Below are 19563 nucleotides of genomic sequence, written 5' to 3' on the forward strand. Positions count from 1 at the left end.
CTGCGCCGCCTGGATCCGGACACTCTGAGAAGCTCGACTCCCTTGCGCCGGTACTAACCGGATCAGGTTCGAGGGTCTGCGGCTGTCCGCACTCTCAGCGCCCTCGCGTCTCCTGCATCTCTGCAAGGTCCGACGGCGGCGCTCCCCTGTCGTTATCAAATCTGCCCTGATGGGCTGGTTCAGTTTACACCTGCCCGTGTTGTGGGCGACTGTCCGATGCCGGCCGGTGGTCACAATCGGGCGATCGGGGGGCCCGTGCGTGGGGTTGCGTGCGTTGCGGGGCCCGCTCTGCACCCCTCGCGCCGGTTTTGGCCTGTACACCCGGCCCCACAACGAGACCTGAGAGAATGATCCAGCAGACTCGACCGCGGCAAAGGGGCACTTTCATGACGGACCTACCCATTCAGGATCACCCTGCCGGCGAGGGCACCATATCCGAGCCCCGGCTTGCTGCCAGTGTCATCCTGCTCCGTGATGCCCCGGGCGGGATAGAGGCGTTCGTCCAGCACCGGGTCAGCACCATGGACTTCGCCGCCGGAATGGTGGTCTTCCCGGGCGGCCGGGTGGATGCTGCGGACGAGTCAGGCTGGGACTACCCAGCGGACCTGCTTCAACGCCACACTGCCGCCTGGCGTTCGAGTTCCATCGCCACCGGCGCCACCTCAACGCAGGCCGAAACCAACGCAGGGACGGTCCTCACCGCCGCAATCCGCGAAGTCCAGGAGGAGTCCGGGCTCAGCATCAGTGCCGCGGATCTCCGCCCTTGGGCCAACTGGATCACGCCTACGGACATGCCGAAGCGCTTTGACACCTACTTCTACGTTGCCAGGCCTTCCCCGGGAGCCGAGCCGCAGCATCAAACCACGGAGGCCTGGCAATCGTTGTGGATGCCAGTAGACGGAATCCTGGAAGCGGAAGCGGCCGGGACCCTGAAGCTGATGCCGCCCACCTATTACCTGCTCAAGGAAATCGCTGAGTTTGATTCCGTGGATGCTGCCTGGTCGGCAGAGCACCCCGTTGTTCCCGTGCTGGCCCCTGTTGGGTCCTTGGCAGCGTTCCTGAAAGAGCGCGAAAGCCGGCGCTGACTCTGGAGTCGGCCCACGGACGGCTAGGCTGGGGGCATGAACCTCTTCTTCAAGCTGATCGGTGCCGGAGTAAGCCTCGGAGCGGGCTTCGTAGGCACCAAACTCGTCAACAAAGGGTGGGAAAAGGCAACTGGCAACAAACCACCCCTCGGCAACGACGACATGGAAACGAGCTTGCGTTCAGCACTGACTTTTGCGCTGATCTCAGCCTTCGTCAGCACCTTGATTCAGGTGTTGGCCAGCCGTGGCACACAGCGTGCCATTGCACGTTTCGCTAAGTCGCACGACATCGTCTAGCCCGCAACCACAGACAGCAACGCGGGGTCGCTTTTGCCTCCACCTGATGGAATGAACCATTGGACGCAAGGCGACTCCGCGTTTGTGTGACCGGGACTTTTAGCGGTCGTTGCGGGGTTCTTGCCCCGCAGCCGCCCGTTGCACAACAGCCTCGAGTTCGTCCTTGGTGAGCATCTCGCGGTGGCCATGTTTGGTGCGGTAGGCGGAGCGACCCACCATATGGGCGGACACAGGTGCCGTCAACAACTGGAAAATCCATGCCACCAGCAGAACCGGCCAAACCCACCACGTTCGCATCTGCAGGCCAATAGCAGCAAGCATGAGGAACAGTCCCAGCACTTGGGGCTTGGTGGCTGCGTGCATGCGGCTCATGAGATCCGGGAATCGCAGCAAACCGATGGCGGCACCCAAGGACATCAAGGCTCCCACCACCAGGAAAACTGCGGTGACAGCATCGATCACGACATCCACGCCGGTGGCATCAGGACTCATTGTTCTGTTCCCTCCGTTCAGCCACGAAACGTGCAACGGTCACTGATCCGATGAATCCGATCACCGCGAGGGCTACCAGCAGCATCAGGTTGTTGAGGTGCCTGTTCATCGCCATGTCGATCGCCAGTGCAGCACCCAGGATGGCCAGCAAGACATCCGATGCCAGGACGCGGTCCAGCAGGGAAGGGCCGATCGCGATGCGGACAATCGCGCCCGCGGCAGCCAGGCTGAGGATCACCGCCGTGACCACAAGGATGATCTCCTTCATCGTGCTGCCCCTTCCATTCCCGGACGTACTTCAGCGTTGAGGGCTTCTACTTCTTCGCGCGTGCCCATGATCCGGATCAGCCGCGCTTCAATGATCTGGACTTCCTCGCGAATTTTGTCGATGTCCGCTTCTTCGTAGATATTGAGCGCGTGCAGGTAAAGCGTGGACGTCGACCGGTCCACCTCCACCACCAGCGAGCCCGGAATCAGCGAGATGACGTGCCCCGTGGCCGTCACCATCAGGTCAGAGTGGCTGCGCAAGGGAACGGCGACGACGGCGCTGCGCACCTTGGGTCCCTTGACCACGGCCAGGAACAACACCAGGAAGCTCGCTGCCACCACTTTGGCGAGGAACATCAGGGCGAAGGGAATGGCGCGCAGGATGTTGAACCTGCCGCTCAGTTCCACTGGTGGAAGGTAGAACAGCTTGGCTACCAGCACGGCTATCAGCGCACCGAACAGCAGGTTTCCGGGACTGAAGTCCCGCCACAATGCGCCCCAGACAATGACCAACCAAATGAGCAGCGGGAGTTCGGTGCGGAACGAAATGGGCTTACGGCTCATTTGGCATCACCCGTCTGTGTTTCCCCGGACGGCCCAAGCGGTGGCACCTCGACCGAGTCGCCCAGGACCGAGTGGATATAGGCCGAACGATCCAGCATGATTCCTGCGGAACCGTCAGCCACCTGGAAGAGCGGACCGGCGAAGACCGTCAGCGCGACACCGAAAACTACCAGTCCCGCCGTCGAACCAACCATGGTCCGCGGCAGGACGCCCACGTTCCGGGGATTCAGGAGAGCTGGGTCCGGATACTCAGCGTCTTCGGGCTTGCGCCAGAAGGCCCTGTTCCACACGCGGGCGATGGCCAGCAGGGTCAGGAGGCTGGTGACCACGCCACCCACCACCAGCGTGATGGCCAAGGGTGTTCCCAAGTCCACGCCGGCCTGCAGGAGGCCCAACTTTCCCAGGAAGCCAGAGAACGGCGGAATACCTGCGAGGTTCATGGCCGGGACGAAGAACAGCAAGGCCAGTAACGGGGAAAGCTTGGCCAAACCACCCAACCGGTCCATGGACGAGCTGCCGCCCCTGCGTTCTATGAGACCTGTGACCAGGAACAGGCTTGTCTGCACGGTGATGTGGTGCGCCACGTAGAAGACGGCGGCGCCCAACCCTGCCACGGAACTCATGGCCAGGCCAAACACCATGTACCCGATGTGGCTGACCAGGGTGAACGACAACAGACGCTTGATATCGCTTTGGGCCAGGGCACCTAAGATGCCCACCACCATGGTGAGTAATGCCACCACCATGAGTGGAACATTCAGTGTGTCGCCGGGGAACAAGAGCGTTTCCGTACGGACCATGGCGTAGACACCTACTTTGGTCAGCAAGCCCGCGAACACGGCCGTAACCGGCGCCGGTGCCGTCGGGTAGGAGTCAGGGAGCCAGAAGGACAGCGGGAACACGGCGGCCTTGATGCCGAAGGCCACCAACAGCATGACGTGGAGGAGGTTTTGGGTGCCTTGGTCCAGTTCCGCCAATTTGATGGCAAGGTCCGCCATGGTGATGGTCCCCGTGGCCCCGTAGATCATGGCGATGGCGATGAGGAACAACACGGATGACACCACTGACACCACCACATAGGTGACGCCCGCCCGGATGCGCGGCCCCGTGCCGCCCAACGTCATGAGCACGTAGCTCGCCGTCAGCAGGATCTCGAACCCTACGTAGAGGTTGAAGAGATCACCGGTGAGGAACGCGTTGGACACGCCCGCCACCAGGATCAGGTACGTGGGGTGGAAGATCGAGACGGGTGCTTCCTGGTCGCCGTCGGCCATGCCTTGTCCGGTGGCGTAGATCAACACCGCAAGGCTCACCACGGTGGAGACAACCAACATGAGCGAGGAGAACTGGTCCACTACCAGGACCACGCCCCACGGCGGCAGCCATCCGCCCAAAGTGACCGACGTCGTCCCGCCGTCCCATACGGAAATCAACAGGAGGCACTCGAGCAACAGCGTCGCACTCAGGATGCCGATGCTCACCACACGCTGCGCGGTGTGGTGCCGGATCAGCAGGAACGCAAGAGCGGCACCCAGAATCGGCAGGAGGACAGCTAGCGGCGACAGGTTTGCGAGATTCACGCGCTGCCTCCTTCCTGGTTCGGTGCCTTGCTCGGGGTTTCGGTTGCTTCGGGGTGGGTGTGGTCCGAGGTGGTGGCAGGGGTGACGGCGAACTCCGAGGTTTCCAAGGGCACAATGGCGTCGTCCTCGGCATCGAAGCTGGGCGTCTTGGCTACGCGACGGTCCTCAAGGTCATCCTGGATTTCGTCCTGCCGTGCCAGGACCCACGTGCGGTAGATGATGCCCAGCATGAAGGCCGTCACGGCGAAGGAAATGACGATCGAGGTGAGGATCAGAGCTTGGGGCAAAGGATCGCTATAGGCGTCCGGGCTGGTTTCCTTGGTGAACAAGGGTGCCAATCCGGCGTATCCGCCGGTGGTCAGGATCAGGATGTTGGTGGCATTGGCCAGCAACATCAAGCCCAACAGCACGCGCGTCAGGCTCCGCTCCAGGAGCAAGTAGATGCCGCAGGCGTACAAAACGCCCATGACGATCAGCAGGGTCAGGTTGATGCTCATGCGGTACCTTTCCCGGATGCGGCGGATTCAGCGGCTTCGCCTGCAAGGTCGGCGGCGTCTTCCTCTGCCAGGGGCGCGCCCTGGCCCTCAAAGTGTTCATCGATTTCGGCACCGAGGCTGCGGAGAACGTCGAGTGCCAGGCCCACCACCACGATGTACACGCCGATGTCGAAGATGGTGGAGGTGACAAACTTGACGTCTCCGAAGACCGGCAGCCAGAACTCGATGATCGCGCTCTGGAACACCTGTCCGCCGAGGAAGAGCGGTACCAGGCCCGAGGCTGCCGCCGTCGCGAGTCCCGTCCCCAAGAGAGTTCCGGCGCTGACTGTCGCAGCCTCGCTCAACTCGAACCGGCCGCCCGCAAGGTACCGGATGGTCAGGGCGAGGCCCGCGGTGAGGCCACCGGCGAAACCGCCGCCCGGAAGGTTATGGCCGGCAAGGAGGAGGTAGATGGAGAAGACGATCATCGAGTGGAAAATCAGCCTGGTCACCACTTCGAAGATGATCGAGCGGCGTTCCGGAGCCAAGGTGCGGCCCGCCACCAGCCACGCGTCGCGGCTGACGTCAGTGAACTTTTTGGCCACGGCCAGCGTGGCACCGTCCCGGGAGTCACGGTCGACGCCGGTGCGGCGCCCCACGCTGCCTTCCGGCACGGCCTCCGAGGTCTTGATCCGATCGCCGCGGCTGCGGACGAAGATCAGGCTGGCCACGCCCGTGGCCGCGATGGCGAGGACTGAAATTTCGCCGAACGTGTCCCAGGCGCGAATGTCCACCAAGGTCACGTTGACGACGTTCAGCCCGCCACCGCCCTCGTACGCCAGCCGGGGGAAGTCCAAGGAAACAGGGGTGGCCACGCGGGCGCCCATGGCGTAAATCGCTACGAAGATCATGGTGATGCCGAATGCCGCACCGATGATCACGCGGATCACCCGAAGCCTGCCACCGGTCCTGTCCCGGAGCTCTGCCGGCAGGCTGCGCATGGCGAGCACGAACGCCACCAGGACGATGGTCTCCACCAGCATCTGTGTCAGTGCCAGGTCCGGAGCGCCCTGCAAAGCGAACATGAGGGCAATGCCGTAGCCCGTCACGGACACCATGAGGACCGCAAGGAAACGCTTGTTGGCCCGGACAGCGGCCAACGCACCCACCACGATTCCCGCTCCGGCAACCATTTGCAGCGGAGAGTTGGGGTCGATGAAGTAGATGCCTTCCGGGAGGGGCTTGTTGGCCGCAATCAAGGCGGCCAGCGGTACAGCGAAGGCGACGGTGAGGATGACCGTCAAGTAGAAGTAGAGCGAACCACGCTGCGTACGGCCAGTGACCCAGACAGCGATGTCGTCCAGCGCGCCGATGGTGTGCTGGTATGCCCGGTCGCCATCAATCCAGTCCGGAACCAGGCTTTGCGCCCGGGAGACGATGTTGCGTCCGTAGAACATCGCAGCGCCTGCCGCGAACGTCACCGCTGTCAGCCCCAGTGCGGGGGTGAGGCCGTGCCACAAAGCCAGGTGCCCGGCGTCGACCGCGTCCGACCCATCGGCGAACAGCGCCGCATAAGGCTGGATCCAGGTGTCCACAGGGGCCGGCCACACTCCGTAGGCAATGGTGAGCAGGCTCAAGATGGCAGGCGCGGCCAGGAACGCGGGCTTAATGGGTTTGAACGGCGTAGGGTCAACGCCCGGTTTGCTGGCGAACGCGCCCCACATGAACCGGGCGCTGTAGGCGAACGTCAGGATGGACCCGATCACCAGGCCCACCAGAATCCAGACGCCCCAGGCAGGTGCGTCATTGCCCGTGCCGTAGTGAACGAATGCTTCAAAGACTGATTCCTTGGCAACGAAGCCAGCCAAAGGAGGCACTCCGGCCATGGACGCTGCGGCGATCGCTGCCACTACTCCAAGGGCGCGGGATGAGCGGAAGACGCCGGAAAGCTTGCGGATATCGCGCGTTCCTGACTGGTGGTCAATGATGCCAACCACCAGGAACAGCGCGGCCTTGAACAAGCCGTGGGCAAGGAGCAGCCCGAGTCCGGCCAGCGCCGCATCCGGGCGTCCGAGCCCCACCACCATGGTGAGGAAGCCGAGTTGGCTGACGGTGCCATAGGCCAGGATGAGCTTGATATCAGTCTGCCGGAGGGCCCGGTACCCACCCACAAGCATGGTGGCCAACCCGAGCCCCAGGACAAGCGGCAGCCAGAATTCCGACTCGGAAAAGCCCGGCGCCAGGCGCGCCACGATGTAGATGCCGGCCTTCACCATCGCCGCTGCGTGCAGGTACGCACTGACGGGAGTGGGGGCTGCCATGGCGCCCGGCAGCCAGAAGTGGAACGGAACCAGCGCCGATTTTGTCACCGCACCGGTCAGGATAAGTACGACGGCGGCCGTCACCGCACCCTGCATGGGCCCGGTCATGAGGGCTGGGGCTTGGTCCAAAATAGCCGAGATGCGGTAGGTTCCCGCTGCCTGGCCCATGATGATGAGGCCAACGAGCATAGCGAGGCCACCAGCGGTGGTGACCATCAGTGCCTGCAGTGCGGAGCGGCGTGCTGCCAAACGGGTACGTGCGTAGCCGATCAGCAGGTAGGACAGGATGGTGGTGAGCTCCCAGAAGATGAACAGCATGAGGAGGTCATCGGAGGTCACCAAGCCGAACATGGCTCCGGCGAAGGCCAGCAATTGGGCGCCGAAGCCGCCGAGGTCCGCGTCCTTGTTCTTGAAGTACCGGGCGCAATAGACCAGTACCAGGGAACCGACTCCGAGGATCAGGAGGGACATGATCCACGCCAACGGATCCATGCGGAAGGCCAGCTCCAGTTTCAAACTGGGTATCCACGGAAGGATTTCTTCTATGCCGCCACCGGAATATACAGGGCCGTACTGGAAGACCAGCCAAATGAAGGCCGCCGCCGGTACCGCTGCCAGGACGTAGAAGGCGTTCCTGCCGAGTTTGCTGAAGATCAATGGCGCCACAGTTGCCGCTGCAAAGGTGATGGCGAGAACTGTGATCACTGTTTTCTCCGCAAAGTCAGGAACGAATTGTCAAAGTTGGAGCAGGCGGTCATACGTTGGGTTCGGTTGAGCCAGTTTATCAAGGGGGACGGACCGTTTTTCGCCAAAGAAGCGGGCTGCAGGTTACGTTTCAATCCCTGTTCTCCACATAGCGGTCTGTCATCCGCCCGCCGTTCTCCCCTCCGCTATAGCATCGAGCTATGAACGCGGCCGCAGTTCCCGAAGCCTCCCAACCGACCTCCGAGCTCGCCTCAGGACCTGTCGCCTCCAAGAAGGGCCAGATCCTTGCGTGGGCTTCCTGGGACTGGGGCTCGGCTGCATTCAATGCGGTCATGACCACGTTCGTTTTCACGGTGTACCTCACGTCCAATGCTTTCGGCGGGGAGGACGCTGCCTCGGCGGCGCTGGGTGCTGCCCTGGCCATAGCGGGCCTGGCCATTGCCCTGCTCGCTCCGGTCACCGGGCAGCGTTCGGACGCCGGCGGCCGTCGTAAGCTGTGGCTCGGGGTCAACACAGCCGCCACCGCCGTGCTCACTGCGCTCTGCTTCTTTGTCTTTCCCCAGCCCGAGTTCCTGTTGCTGGGCGTTTGCCTCATCGCACTGGGCAACGTTTTCTTTGAGTTCGCCGGCGTCAACTACAACGCCATGCTGGCCCAGATCTCCACACCCAAGAACATCGGCAAGGTCAGCGGCTTTGGCTGGGCCATGGGATACCTTGGCGGAATCGTAGCCCTTCTGCTGGTTCTGCAACTGTTCGTCCAGCCGTCCTTCGACTGGTTTGGTGCCTCAACACAGGACTCCCTCAACATCAGGCTCGTGGCGGTCTTCTCTGCGCTGTGGTTCTTCATCTTTGCCCTGCCAGTGATGTTCGCCGTCCCTGAAGTTCCGGCGAGGAAGGCCACCGCTTCTTTGGGGTTCCTGGCCTCCTACAAGTTACTGATCCGCCGTATCGGCGCCATCTACCGAACCAGCCCCCACACCATCTACTTCCTGCTTTCCAGCGCAATCTTCCGCGATGGCCTCGCTGCTGTGTTTACCTTCGGCGGTGTCATTGCTGCAGGGACGTTCGGTTTCGAACTCAAGGAAGTCATCTTCTTCGCCATCTTCGGCAACGTGGTCGCTGCCGTCGGGGCCATCATCGGCGGCTTCCTGGATGACAGGATCGGACCCAAAACCGTGATCGTCCTGTCTTTGGTCGGCCTCCTCATCGCCGGCACCTTCATCCTGGTGCTGGGCAACGGCGACTACGTCTTCCTCGGTAACGAATGGCCAGGGAGCAACACCTTCTGGGTCTTCGGCCTGCTGCTTTGCCTGTTCGTAGGCCCTGCGCAATCGTCCTCGCGGGCCTACCTGGCCAGGCTTGCACCGGAAGGCGAGGCCGGCGAACTCTTCGGTTTGTACGCCACCACCGGGCGGGCGGTCAGCTTCCTGGCCCCCACCCTCTTCACCCTGTGCATCGCCATCGCCTCTCCCTTGGTTGCCGAGGGCGAAGCCCAACGTTGGGGCATCCTCGGAATCATGGTGGTCCTGCTGGCCGGCCTCCTGGTGATCCTGCCGGTCAAGCCGCCGGCGAAAGTGGAAATAGCTGTGGTCCCTGAGCGTTAACTACTAAGTACCGGCTGAAGTGCGAGGGCCGTACCGGACCGGTTCAGGACAGTTTAGGGTGGAGCTATGAACGTGGATGAGACCGAACTCCCGGGCCTTGGGGTCCGCAAGGATTTCGTCACGGCTTCGGGCCGCCGCATCGGTGTAGTAGAGCTGCGGGAAGGCGAAACAGAGCTTTTCGTCTCGACGTGGGACGATCCTGACACGTGCCAGGCGTCCATTCCCTTGACTGCCGACGAAGCGTCAACGTTGGGGAACCTCTTGGGCGGCCAGCACATTGCCATGCGCTTGGCAGAAGAGCATCGCGAGATACCCGGCATTGTCACCCGCCAGTTCTCCATCACTCCTGATTCGCCCTTCGTCAACCAGCCCATGGGCAAGGCGCAGATCCGCACCCGCAGTGGTGTCTCCATCGTCGCAATCATGCGCGAAGGCGAGGTTGTCGCCTCGCCCGCACCCGACGTCGTACTTCACACCGGCGATTTGCTCGTAGCGGTCGGCACCCAGGAAGGGCTTGACTCGGCAGCCGACATCCTTCGCAACGGCTGAGCGGGATGGACCCGCTCGCATTAGCCCTCGTTGAACTGGGGGCCGTCGTCTTCTGCCTCGGCCTCTTGGCTCGACTAGCGGGCCGAATCGGCATGTCCCCCATCCCTCTCTACCTCGTGGGTGGACTGGCCTTCGGCGCCGGCGGGTTCGTCAAGCTGGACGGCATGCACGAGTTCGCCCATCTTTCCGGCGAAATTGGCGTCATTCTCCTGCTGCTGATGCTCGGATTGGAATATACGGCCTCCGAGCTGGTTACGGGGCTCCGGCGATCATGGCAAGCCGGTGTCATGGATTTTGTCTTCAACTTCCTGCCGGGGGCGGGATTGGCCGTCCTTCTGGGTTGGGGATTGGTAGGCGCCATCGTCATGGGTGGCGTCACCTATATCTCCTCGTCAGGCATCGCGGCCAAGGTCATCACCGACCTGGGCCGGATTGGTAACCGCGAAACGCCTGTGGTTCTCTCCATCCTCGTTTTCGAAGACCTGGCCATGGCCATCTACCTCCCCATCCTCACCGCCATCCTTGCCGGGGTTGGTTTCCTGGGCGGACTGCAGACCGTAGGCATTGCCCTTGCCGTTGTCACCGTGGTGTTGGTCATCGCACTCAGGCACGGCCACCGCGTCTCGCAGGCAGTTCATAGCGAGAACTCCGAGGTGTTCCTGCTGAACGTTCTGGGGCTGGCGCTTCTGGTAGCCGGCATCGCTTCTGCACTTCAGGTCTCCGCGGCCGTTGGCGCGTTTATGTTGGGCATCGCCATCTCCGGCGCAACGGCCCACAATGCCACTCGAATCCTTGAGCCACTGCGGGACCTTTTCGCGGCAATTTTCTTCGTGGCGTTCGGACTCAACACCGATCCCACGTCGATTCCGCCTGTCCTCGGCTGGGCGCTTGTTCTGGCCGTCGTCACGGCAGCAACCAAAATGCTCACGGGTTTTTGGGCCGCCAAACGCGCCGGAATTGCTGTGCCCGGCCGCTTCCGTGCAGGGGCCGCCTTGATCGCCCGCGGCGAGTTCTCCATCGTCATCGCGGGTTTGGCCGTCGCTTCGGGGGCAGTTCCCGACGAACTCGCCGCACTCGCCACGGCCTACGTCCTCATCATGGCCATCCTGGGTCCGCTGGCCGCCCGCTTCGTGGAACCAGTGGTCAAGGCCCTCCGGCGAACCCCTGGCGCCCCGCCCCGGACCCCGGAGCGCGCCCCAGCCTAGCAACGCCCCCAACTTCCACCCTCCCCTGCGCCGAGGGGCGACGTCTCGCCCGAAAAGGCCCACCCAAAGGGTCGAGACCTAACCCCTCGATGGCCATCCACCCCTGCGCCGAGGGGCGACATCTCGCCCGAAAAGGCCCACCCAAAGGGTCGAGACCTAACCCGTCGATGGCCATCCACCCCGTACCAGCGCCTCGCGGATGCGGCGGACAACGCCGTCGTAGCCGCGTTCCCTTACATGCTCGGCGGTAACAACGACAGAGATCCAGCCGTTTGCTGCGAGCGCCGCCTCGCGTCGGATGTCGGACTCCTTCTGAACGGCATTTAGGTGATGGCCGCCGTCGTAATTGATCGCCACTTTGAAGTCGGGGTAGGCGAGATCCGGCCACGCCACTTCGCGGCCCGAAGGATCACGCACCACGTAGCTCAGGACAGGTTCCGGCAGGAAGTCGCGACCCATGGCCAGTCGCAGCCTCGTCTCGGGGACAGAGTCGGCGCCCACGCGGGTCAACTCCAGCGCTGCACGTGCCTTCCGAATGCCACGCATGCCGGCATGTCGATCGACTTGTGCTTTGAGATCCTCAGCAGAGCAGAGGGGAACCCTGTTATGACCGAAGCTTCGGGTTTGACTGCAGATGAAGTAGTCGGCGGCAGCGACCAAGTCCTCGAAGGCCAGCACCGCAGCTAGGTCCAGCCACGTGCGGGCGGGGCCGGTCACGGGAATCCCGCCCACAGAACTGATGTCCGACACAGAGAGCACCATTCGATGTCCCTTGACTCCCCGGCGTTGAGGCCGAAAGGCGCCGTCGGACCTCGTCAGATGAACCAGGAAATCCTGCTGGGCGTCCCACGGCAAAGGGCATCCCCACAGCATCGCAGCTGTCTCCCGACAACAGATGGCTCCCTCAGTTATGCCGGTAAGGAGGCGGGCAGTGTGCGCAGGGTCCTGTTGCTCGCCCCAAGGAACCCGGACTCCCCTGCTGGCAACGCGAAGATCGTTATTCCAGGCACGATGATCCGGGATGCCGGCCGCCCGCTGCTCGGCGAGCGTGAATGAACGGCCCCGGATCTCGACCGGGAGCGGTGGGGAAATCCTCATCAGCCATTGTTGGCATGGTTGAAGGTGCGCTGAGAGGTTACCCACAGTGTGGAGGACTAGTGGAGCTGAGAAGGCCTCATCGAGGGGCGACGTCTCGACCGAAAAAGCCACCCAAAGAGGCGAGAGCTAACCCCTCGACGCAAGGGAAAGAGGCGAGAGCTCACCCCTCGGCGCGGACAGAGGGGGCAGCCGAAGCTAGATGGACGTCCGGTGGAAGTTCTGGTGGCTGCGGCTGGCGGTGGGTCCGCGCTGGCCCTGGTAGCGGTTTCCGTATTCACCGGAACCGTAGGGGTGCTCGGCCGAGGACGTCAGCCGGAAGAAGCACAGCTGGCCGATCTTCATCCCGGGCCAGAGCTTGATGGGCAGGGTGGCAACATTGGAGAGTTCCAACGTCACGTGCCCCGAGAATCCGGGGTCGATGAAGCCGGCGGTGGAGTGCGTCAGCAATCCGAGCCGGCCCAAGGACGATTTGCCTTCGAGGCGGGCAGCAATGTCGTCGGCGAGGCTGACTGTTTCGTACGTGGAGCCCAGGACGAACTCGCCCGGGTGCAGGATGAAGGGCTCGTCGCCTTCCACCTCCACCAACCGGGTCAGCTCGGGCTGTTCCTCTGCGGGGTCGATGTGGGCATATTTGTGGTTGTCGAACAACCGGAAGAACCGGTCAATCCGGACGTCCACGGAAGACGGCTGCACCATCGCGGGGTCGTACGGCTCAAGAACAATCCGTTGGGAGTCTATTTCGGCACGTATGTCGCGGTCAGAGATCAGCACAGCATCAAAAATACCCCATGCGTCCAAGTCCCCATGCATTGTCGGGGCGGCCCCGTGGGACTATAGTTCCCGGACATGTAGAACCGCGCCCGTACCTGGGGGCAACGAGTATTCGCGGGGTAATTGTGAAAAAACTGGCAGTGCCGGCTTCCATTGTGCTGGCCGGGGCGCTGGCCCTTTGCGTCGCCGCCTCCAGCCAGATCCTGCCGGCCACGGACGCGGGTCCAAGCGGCAGCACCACCCCCTCCTCCAGCGTCGAGTCCGGTCTGACGGCACCTGAGTCAAGCACGACGCCGGACGCCGCACCTTCCGCGGATACCCCCGCGGTTGGCGACGTCGTGGACCCCACGACAGTGCCAACCCCGGACACTGAAACAGAAAGCCCGATGCCGGGCAGACCCATCGCGGTAGATCCGGTGATCGAGACACCGCCTCCGGTACCGAACATCGGGCCTTCCTGGGGTCCGGATGGCCCGTCCACGGAAGGCACGACCCCGGAAAACCCGGAAAATCCGGGCGCCACGGAACCCACCGTTCCCGATCCCGTGGAGCCGACGCCCCCGCAGTCCTCATCGTCGGCGGCTCCGTCCCCGTCAGCACCTGCCATGGGCCCGTTCCCCTCAGGTACGCCCTCGCAGCCAGCCAGCCCAACGCCGTCGGCATCGCCTACAGCCACCCCGACGCCGTCGGTGACCCCAACCCAGACGGCTGTCCCCACGGCGCCGCCGTCCCCAACAGCCACCGCGGCCCCGACAGCGTCCGCATCACCCACTGTCACGCCGACACGAGTACCACCCCAGACGGCCTCCGCCGCACCCACGGCGCCAACCCCGTCCCCCACACCAAGCACCCCCTTCCCAGGCAAAGCCCCCAGCGGTGAGGCAGATCCGGACAACGGCGCACTTGCCCTCCTCCCGGACAGCAACACCGCCGCAATCCTGACGGTGTTCAACGCGATCAACAGCTACCGCGCATCCCTGGGCCTGGCCCCTGTGAAGTACCACGCGACAGTAGCGAGCCTTGCCCAGGATTGGTCGAACAACATCGCGACCCGGGAAGTGATCCAACACCGCGCCAATTTCTGGACCGATCCGCGTGCGCTGAATCCGAACAACGGCGCAGGTGAGGTCATTGCTGTTCGCTGGGACCGTGACGCCGCGCAGTTGGTGGAGTGGTGGAAGGGTTCCCCAGGGCATGATGCGCTGCTGCGTGATCCCCGGTTCAACGTCATGGGCATCGGCATCACCTACACGGACGGCAACTGGCAGACCACGCCCAACCGCTACACGCTGTGGGGTGTGGTGAATTTCTTTGGTTACACCTCGCTGCCGGCCGGAACCACAAATGCACCCGGCGGAACCGTCACCCCTCCCACGGATCCCATCGGAGCATGCCAGCCGGGCGACAAATACCAGCCGCCCACGGTCAATCTCAGCTCCGCCTCCATCAGGAGTGCCGCAGATCTCGTCTCCATCGCGGCGGACGGAACGGTGTATTCCTACGCTTCCTTGGGGAACGCGAAGTACGGCGCAGCCCGCAAGATCGGCATCGGTTTCACGGGGCTCAAGGAACTGTTCGTCAGCGATTGGGACCGCGACGGGGTCTTCGACCTCATTTCACAGCGCACCGACGGGGCACTCCTGGTGTATCCGGGGAGGCCGTCGGGTGGCTTCGGTTCGCCGGGAGTGCTCGGCCACGGCTGGCAGTCTTTGAACATTGCTGTGGGAAACTGGTGCGCCAACAACCGGCTGCCCCAGATTGTCGCGATGGACGCATCCGGCGGGGTGTGGCTCTACAAAAACGCAGGGATGACGTACATCCGGTCGCAGGCCGCGATCGGCACGGGAAACAAGGCCGTCCGGCTCAGTATGGTGGATTACAACGCGGATGGTTTCCAGGATCTGCTTACCGTTGAGCCCAATGGTTCCTTGCGCCTGTACCGGGGCAGCGGTCTGGCTACGCCCAAGCAGGAAGCCCGGCCCATTGTGGGCGCTGCGTGGACGGATTACTCCGGACTGCGTTCCTTGCGGGGCGTCACGGGGGCCAACACCACCGGCGTTGCGGGCCTGGGTACCAACGGAGTCCTGGAGTACTGGGACCTCACCTCAGGAAGGCTGACGACGCCCATAGCGGTGGGTGGCGGCTGGACCGGCTACAAGCTCGCCCAATAGCCGACCAGACAAAAGAGCAGAAACAGTCGCGCTCACACCACCGAGCGTGACTCCATCACGGTCTTCAGCTGCTCCAACTGGGCAACTTCGCTTTCCATTGTTTTCTGGATCATGCCGTTCATCAGTTTCTGCAGTCCCTTGGGGTGGTATTCAAGGGCGAACCTGAGCCGGGTGGTTTGGCCTTCGGTGCTGAGGTAGTAGCCGCCGGTAGGACGTGCGGGTCCCGCAACGACGGCGAAGCGCACTTCCGCTCCTGGCCGGGCTTCGGTGATCTGGAAATCGGCAGCGATGGGGCGGCCGCCCGGACCATTGATGGTCTGCTGGTAGAGCGCACCTTTGTGGCCGCGGAGACCTGATCGCAGTGAGATGCTGCGGATCCCGGACCGCCACAGGGAGTTGTTCATCCCGTCCATGAGGAATCCGTACACGGTCATGGCGTCCCGGCTGATCACCACTTCGTAGTCTGCAAATGCCACGGAAACCTCTTTCGGCGTACGGTTCGATATGTCTTAGCCCGGTTCCCCATACGCTGCAGCTAACACCTTCAGAATAGTCAGCACGCACGGCACTGGGGCATATAAGCGGCGAGCCTTGACCGAATGGTTATCTGGCCCTTCACAAAGTTACGACTGACAGAGCATGGCACCTCGGGGTAGAGTTCCCGAGGCTGGCTAAAACCGATTTGGGGGCGTTATGCGGGTTCTGGGACATCAAGCTTTTGCAGTGAAGGCACGACGACGGGTGGCTGCGTGCGCGGTTTTCCTCGCCGTGGCAGTGGCTGGCGGAGTTGTCACGGCGGTTCCCGCCACGGCGGCAGGACCGACGGTAATTTCTGCAGCAAAAACAGCAGCAACCACAAAGGTCCCCGCCACAGCGAACCCGTTGCCGAGCGTTGACCCCATCGGTGACCCTGCCAACATTTCGGTCCTGGTCAATAAATCGCGGCCGCTGAATCCGGCGAGCTACGCGCCGTCGGACCTTGTCAACGCACGTGGCTCGGGCCAGTACATGCGTGCGGAAGCTGCGGCGTGGCTCAACGGCTTGTTCCAGGGGGCGGCAGACGCAGGCACGGGCGGCTTGTCGATCGTAAGCGGCTACCGGTCCTACGCAACCCAAAACCAGGTGTATTGGGGCTATGTCAATGCTTACGGCCAGGCCTACGCGGACACTATTTCGGCCCGCCCCGGATACAGCGAGCACCAGACAGGGCTCGCCATGGACATCGGCAACGCAGCCGGCAGCTGTGGCCTGAGCACCTGCTTCGGCGATACCGCGGCCGGCAAGTGGGTAGCTGCGAATGCCCATAAATACGGTTTCATAGTCCGCTACCCCAACGGTTACACGGGCACCACAGGCTACAGCTACGAACCGTGGCACTTGCGCTACGTGGGCGTAGCCTTGGCCACCGACATGAACCGGCGCGGGTTCCCGACGCTGGAGCACTACTTTGCGGGCAACACCGCCGCCGCAGCAAGCATCAAGTCCGGCGCCGACCTGGTGGCTGCCGACTCGTCGGGCCGTCTTTTGCGCTACCCCGCGACGGCGGCCGGCGGCTACGCGGGTGCAGTCCAGATCGGTTCGGGCTGGACCGGCTTGAAGCAGGCTTTCGTGGTGGACTGGGACATCGACGGCGTCTACGACATCCTGGCGCAGTGGAACAACGGCGTCCTGGGGGTCTATCGAGGTCTTCCGGACGGTGGATTCGCCAACCAGGTTGTGGTGGGCAACGGCGGCTGGGAGCGTATGACCATCACCGTGGGTAAGTGGACGCACAAGCATGGCCGGCCCGGCGTCGTCGGATACTTCCCGGACGGTGTGCTGCGCTACTACCCCAACACCTTTGGTGGTGCGCTGAGCGCACCGCAAATCATTGGCAGGGGCTGGAACGGCATGGAACTGACCATCGCCGACTGGGAAGGCGACGGCGCCAACGACATCCTGGCCAGGACAGGTTCCGGTGCCCTGATTAATTACCGCGGTGACGGGTGGGCAGGCTTCTACGGACCGGCCACCACCGTGGGCACCGGCTGGCAGTACATCCGCGTCTTGGCCCCCAGCTTTGGGCTGACTGGCGCGGGCACCCGCGGCATCACTGCACAGACCGCCGACGGCAACCTGTACAACTACGGCCTGGGCCGGGGACAGTGGACAACGTACCGTCAGGTGGGTTCCGGATGGAACGGCCTGAAACTGTTCAAGTAGGCGGCCGACGCGCCTGTCATGAGCAGCCCCACAACTGCGCTAAGCTAGGACTCGCTCGGGGCGAAAATTCCCGGGCAGCGCGGGCGTAGCTCAATGGTAGAGCGCTAGCTTCCCAAGCTCGATACGCGGGTTCGATTCCCGTCGCCCGCTCAAGGAAAACCCCGGATCCCACGATCCGGGGTTTCTTTGCGTCCAGGGACCCAAATGCCCGACGGCGGTACTCACCAAACAGGGCCGCGCACCCGTCGACCGGAGGGTCTCACGAGCCTAAACTCATACGTACATCCACCTATCCGGGAGGTCCTCCAATGACTCTCACCGACGCTGGTGAGGCGGGCCCGCTCGCCGTCATCAACCGCCTGCTGGAAGCCACGAACAAGCACGACCTGGAAGGCCTGGCGGCCTGCTTTGCGCCGGGCTACGTCAACGAAACGCCGGCGCATCCCACCAGGGGCTTCACTGGGCGGGACACCATCCGCAGCAATTGGGAGCAACTTTTCACGGGTGTCCCTGACATCAAGGCTCATCTCCTCTCGCACAGCGTCAACGGCAGCTCCATCTGGACCGAGCTGCACCTGAAGGGTGCGTGGCGCGATGGTACGCCGCACGAAATGACGGGCGTCATCATCTTCGGCGTGGACGAGGGCATCATCAGCAGCGCGCGTTTCTATTTGGAGCCGGTGGAAAAGACGGCAGCACTGGACGATACCGCCGATCGTGTGACCCACCGCGTCACCCATGGCCGTCCGGCGGCCGAGCCGGCGCAGTGACCCAAGGGCAGTGACCGCGGCCACTGCTTTTCCGTGCGAGGTGTATCGTCAGGAGTCAGGAGCCATTTCGGTTCCGCTCTAGGGAGCAATCATGGGCGACAAATCACCGCGCCAAACCGCATCAAAGAAATCCAGTAAATCCATCAAGGAAAAACGTGCGGATAAGAGGGCTTCCGAGTCCTCCGCCACCGAGGCCGCAAAGCCCTCTACCGGCAACAAGAAGTGACCGCGCCAACCGCCCAGCTGAGCATAGGCGTCCTCGCTTCCTCGCTGAAGCCCAATGAGCGCCGCCTCCCCATCCATCCCCAGCATCTGGAGCGCATCGATCCGGAAGTGCGCCAACAGCTCAGGTTTGAATTCGGCTATGGCGAGCGGTTCGGCGTCTCTGACAGCACGCTGGAATCGCTGGTGGGTGGGCTCGGTACACGGCAGGAATTGATCGCCGGCAGCGACGTCATCCTCCTGCCCAAGCCGCAGGCCCAGGACTTGGCCGAACTCCGCGACGGCCAAACGCTGTGGGGCTGGCCGCACTGTGTCCAGGACCGGGCCATCACGCAACTGGCCATCGACAAGAAGCTCACGCTCATCGCGTTTGAGGCCATGAATCACTGGGCAGGCGACGGTGGCTTCGGCCTGCATGTTTTCCACAAGAACAACGAGCTCGCCGGGTACTGCTCTGTGCTTCACGCCTTGGCACTCACGGGTTCCACGGGCGACTACGGCCGCCGGCTGAGCGCCGTGGTCATTGGCTTCGGGGCCACTGCGCGTGGCGCCGTCACTGCACTGAATGCCCACGGCGTCCACGACGTCCAGGTCCTGACCAACCGTGGCGTCGCCGCCGTCGGGTCACCCATTCACTCGGTGCGGATTGTGCAGTTCGATCATGACAGCAACGCACCTTTCCTCAGCGAAGTCATCACGGACAAGGGGCGCAAGCCCTTGGCGCCGTTCCTGGCCGCCGCGGACATCGTGGTCAATTGCACTCTTCAGGACCCCAACGCCCCGCTGACGTACCTTCGCACGGAGGATTTGACGGAATTCCGGGCTGACAGCCTGATTGTGGACGTTTCCTGCGACGAAGGAATGGGGTTCAGCTGGGCACGCACCACCACCTTCGACGAACCCATGTTCCGTGTGGGCGGGCACGTCAACTACTACGCCGTGGACCACAGTCCGTCGTATCTCTGGAACTCAGCCAGCTGGGAAATCAGCGAAGCCTTGCTTCCTTTCCTGGACGCTGTTGCGGCCGGCCCGGCGGGATGGGATGCCAACGAGACCATCTCGCGTGCCATCGAAATCCGCGACGGCGTCATCCGCAACCCGGATGTCCTGGAATTCCAAGGACGCTCAGCGGAGTACCCGCACTTGCCAACGGCATAAAGACGCCCACCAGGAAGCGCCCGCGG

The 19563-nt window shown here is 63.1% G+C and carries 19 protein-coding genes, 1 tRNA gene and 1 riboswitch; of the genes, 11 read left to right on the forward strand and 9 right to left on the reverse strand.

All coding sequences use genetic code 11. The annotated features are described in order from the left end of the window. Positions 1–21: 21 nt before the first annotated feature. Positions 22–158: riboswitch (TPP riboswitch) on the reverse strand. Positions 159–386: 228 nt separating this feature from the next. Both ABQM86_RS18925 and ABQM86_RS18930 read left to right on the forward strand, forming a co-directional pair. Next, positions 387–1085, forward strand: coding sequence for an NUDIX domain-containing protein (locus tag ABQM86_RS18925; protein WP_369745282.1), 699 nt, complete (start codon positions 387–389; stop codon positions 1083–1085). 36 nt (positions 1086–1121) lie between these two features. Further along, on the forward strand, positions 1122–1382 hold the full coding sequence (locus tag ABQM86_RS18930; RefSeq protein ID WP_089596421.1) for a DUF4235 domain-containing protein: 261 nt from the start codon (positions 1122–1124) through the stop codon (positions 1380–1382). Between the two features lie 99 nt (positions 1383–1481). Here the strand turns inward: ABQM86_RS18930 and mnhG are convergent, their stop codons facing one another. Genes mnhG through ABQM86_RS18960 form a run of 6 tightly spaced genes read right to left on the reverse strand, consistent with a single transcriptional unit; the run spans position 1482 to position 7787 of the window. Further along, a complete protein-coding gene (gene mnhG, locus ABQM86_RS18935) occupies positions 1482–1874 on the reverse strand; it encodes a monovalent cation/H(+) antiporter subunit G (RefSeq protein WP_089596422.1) in 393 nt (130 codons plus the stop codon). Next, on the reverse strand, positions 1864–2142 hold the full coding sequence (locus ABQM86_RS18940) for a monovalent cation/H+ antiporter complex subunit F (RefSeq protein ID WP_089596423.1): 279 nt from the start codon (positions 2140–2142) through the stop codon (positions 1864–1866). Before ABQM86_RS18940 ends, mnhG begins: the two co-directional genes overlap by 11 nt. Continuing rightward, positions 2139–2705, reverse strand: coding sequence for a Na+/H+ antiporter subunit E (locus ABQM86_RS18945; RefSeq protein WP_089596424.1), 567 nt, complete (start codon positions 2703–2705; stop codon positions 2139–2141). Before ABQM86_RS18945 ends, ABQM86_RS18940 begins: the two co-directional genes overlap by 4 nt. Further along, positions 2702–4285, reverse strand: a complete 1584-nt coding sequence (locus ABQM86_RS18950; RefSeq protein WP_369745283.1) for a Na+/H+ antiporter subunit D — start codon at positions 4283–4285, stop codon at positions 2702–2704. Before ABQM86_RS18950 ends, ABQM86_RS18945 begins: the two co-directional genes overlap by 4 nt. Continuing rightward, the gene (locus ABQM86_RS18955) at positions 4282–4782 is read right to left on the reverse strand and encodes a Na(+)/H(+) antiporter subunit C (protein WP_207595178.1); all 501 of its coding nucleotides are present in this window, start codon (positions 4780–4782) and stop codon (positions 4282–4284) included. The genes ABQM86_RS18950 and ABQM86_RS18955 overlap by 4 nt, the downstream gene beginning before the upstream one ends. Next, the gene (locus ABQM86_RS18960) at positions 4779–7787 is read right to left on the reverse strand and encodes a Na+/H+ antiporter subunit A (RefSeq protein WP_369745284.1); all 3009 of its coding nucleotides are present in this window, start codon (positions 7785–7787) and stop codon (positions 4779–4781) included. The genes ABQM86_RS18955 and ABQM86_RS18960 overlap by 4 nt, the downstream gene beginning before the upstream one ends. Before the next feature lie 200 nt (positions 7788–7987). On the opposite strand from ABQM86_RS18960, the gene ABQM86_RS18965 reads away from it, so the two are divergent. The 3 genes from ABQM86_RS18965 to ABQM86_RS18975 all read left to right on the forward strand — a co-directional run bounded on the left by ABQM86_RS18965 (position 7988) and on the right by ABQM86_RS18975 (position 11145). Beyond that, positions 7988–9391 carry an MFS transporter gene (locus tag ABQM86_RS18965; protein ID WP_207595180.1) on the forward strand — a complete coding sequence of 468 codons (1404 nt, stop codon included), beginning with the start codon at positions 7988–7990 and terminating at the stop codon, positions 9389–9391. Positions 9392–9457: 66 nt separating this feature from the next. Next, entirely contained in the window at positions 9458–9940 is a 483-nt protein-coding gene (locus tag ABQM86_RS18970; RefSeq protein ID WP_207595181.1) for a cation:proton antiporter regulatory subunit, read from the forward strand. A gap of 5 nt (positions 9941–9945) precedes the next feature. Continuing rightward, positions 9946–11145, forward strand: a complete 1200-nt coding sequence (locus tag ABQM86_RS18975; protein ID WP_207595182.1) for a cation:proton antiporter — start codon at positions 9946–9948, stop codon at positions 11143–11145. 156 nt (positions 11146–11301) lie between these two features. Here ABQM86_RS18975 and ABQM86_RS18980 read toward each other — a convergent pair whose 3' ends face one another. Continuing rightward, positions 11302–12243: an endonuclease domain-containing protein gene (locus ABQM86_RS18980; protein WP_369745285.1), complete on the reverse strand. Its 942-nt coding sequence runs from the start codon at positions 12241–12243 to the stop codon at positions 11302–11304. Positions 12244–12438: 195 nt separating this feature from the next. Beyond that, complete coding sequence (gene dcd, locus ABQM86_RS18985) at positions 12439–13014, reverse strand: dCTP deaminase (protein ID WP_011776299.1); 576 nt, start codon at positions 13012–13014, stop codon at positions 12439–12441. 140 nt (positions 13015–13154) lie between these two features. On the opposite strand from dcd, the gene ABQM86_RS18990 reads away from it, so the two are divergent. Next, on the forward strand, positions 13155–15185 hold the full coding sequence (locus ABQM86_RS18990; protein ID WP_369745286.1) for a CAP domain-containing protein: 2031 nt from the start codon (positions 13155–13157) through the stop codon (positions 15183–15185). A 32-nt stretch (positions 15186–15217) separates the two neighbouring features. On the opposite strand, the gene ABQM86_RS18995 is transcribed toward ABQM86_RS18990, so the two are convergent. Then, positions 15218–15661: a hypothetical protein gene (locus ABQM86_RS18995; protein WP_089596431.1), complete on the reverse strand. Its 444-nt coding sequence runs from the start codon at positions 15659–15661 to the stop codon at positions 15218–15220. Between the two features lie 247 nt (positions 15662–15908). On the opposite strand from ABQM86_RS18995, the gene ABQM86_RS19000 reads away from it, so the two are divergent. The 5 genes from ABQM86_RS19000 to ABQM86_RS19020 all read left to right on the forward strand — a co-directional run bounded on the left by ABQM86_RS19000 (position 15909) and on the right by ABQM86_RS19020 (position 19537). After that, complete coding sequence (locus tag ABQM86_RS19000) at positions 15909–17387, forward strand: D-alanyl-D-alanine carboxypeptidase family protein (RefSeq protein WP_369745287.1); 1479 nt, start codon at positions 15909–15911, stop codon at positions 17385–17387. Between the two features lie 79 nt (positions 17388–17466). After that, positions 17467–17537, forward strand: a tRNA-Gly gene (locus tag ABQM86_RS19005). A 158-nt stretch (positions 17538–17695) separates the two neighbouring features. Beyond that, entirely contained in the window at positions 17696–18157 is a 462-nt protein-coding gene (locus tag ABQM86_RS19010) for a nuclear transport factor 2 family protein (RefSeq protein ID WP_207595185.1), read from the forward strand. Positions 18158–18248: 91 nt separating this feature from the next. Further along, on the forward strand, positions 18249–18383 hold the full coding sequence (locus tag ABQM86_RS19015) for a hypothetical protein (RefSeq protein WP_011776304.1): 135 nt from the start codon (positions 18249–18251) through the stop codon (positions 18381–18383). Next, positions 18380–19537 carry a N(5)-(carboxyethyl)ornithine synthase gene (locus ABQM86_RS19020; protein ID WP_369745288.1) on the forward strand — a complete coding sequence of 386 codons (1158 nt, stop codon included), beginning with the start codon at positions 18380–18382 and terminating at the stop codon, positions 19535–19537. Before ABQM86_RS19015 ends, ABQM86_RS19020 begins: the two co-directional genes overlap by 4 nt. Positions 19538–19563: the final 26 nt, after the last annotated feature.

Source organism: Paenarthrobacter sp. AMU7, assembly GCF_041200195.1.
Classification (GTDB): domain Bacteria; phylum Actinomycetota; class Actinomycetes; order Actinomycetales; family Micrococcaceae; genus Arthrobacter.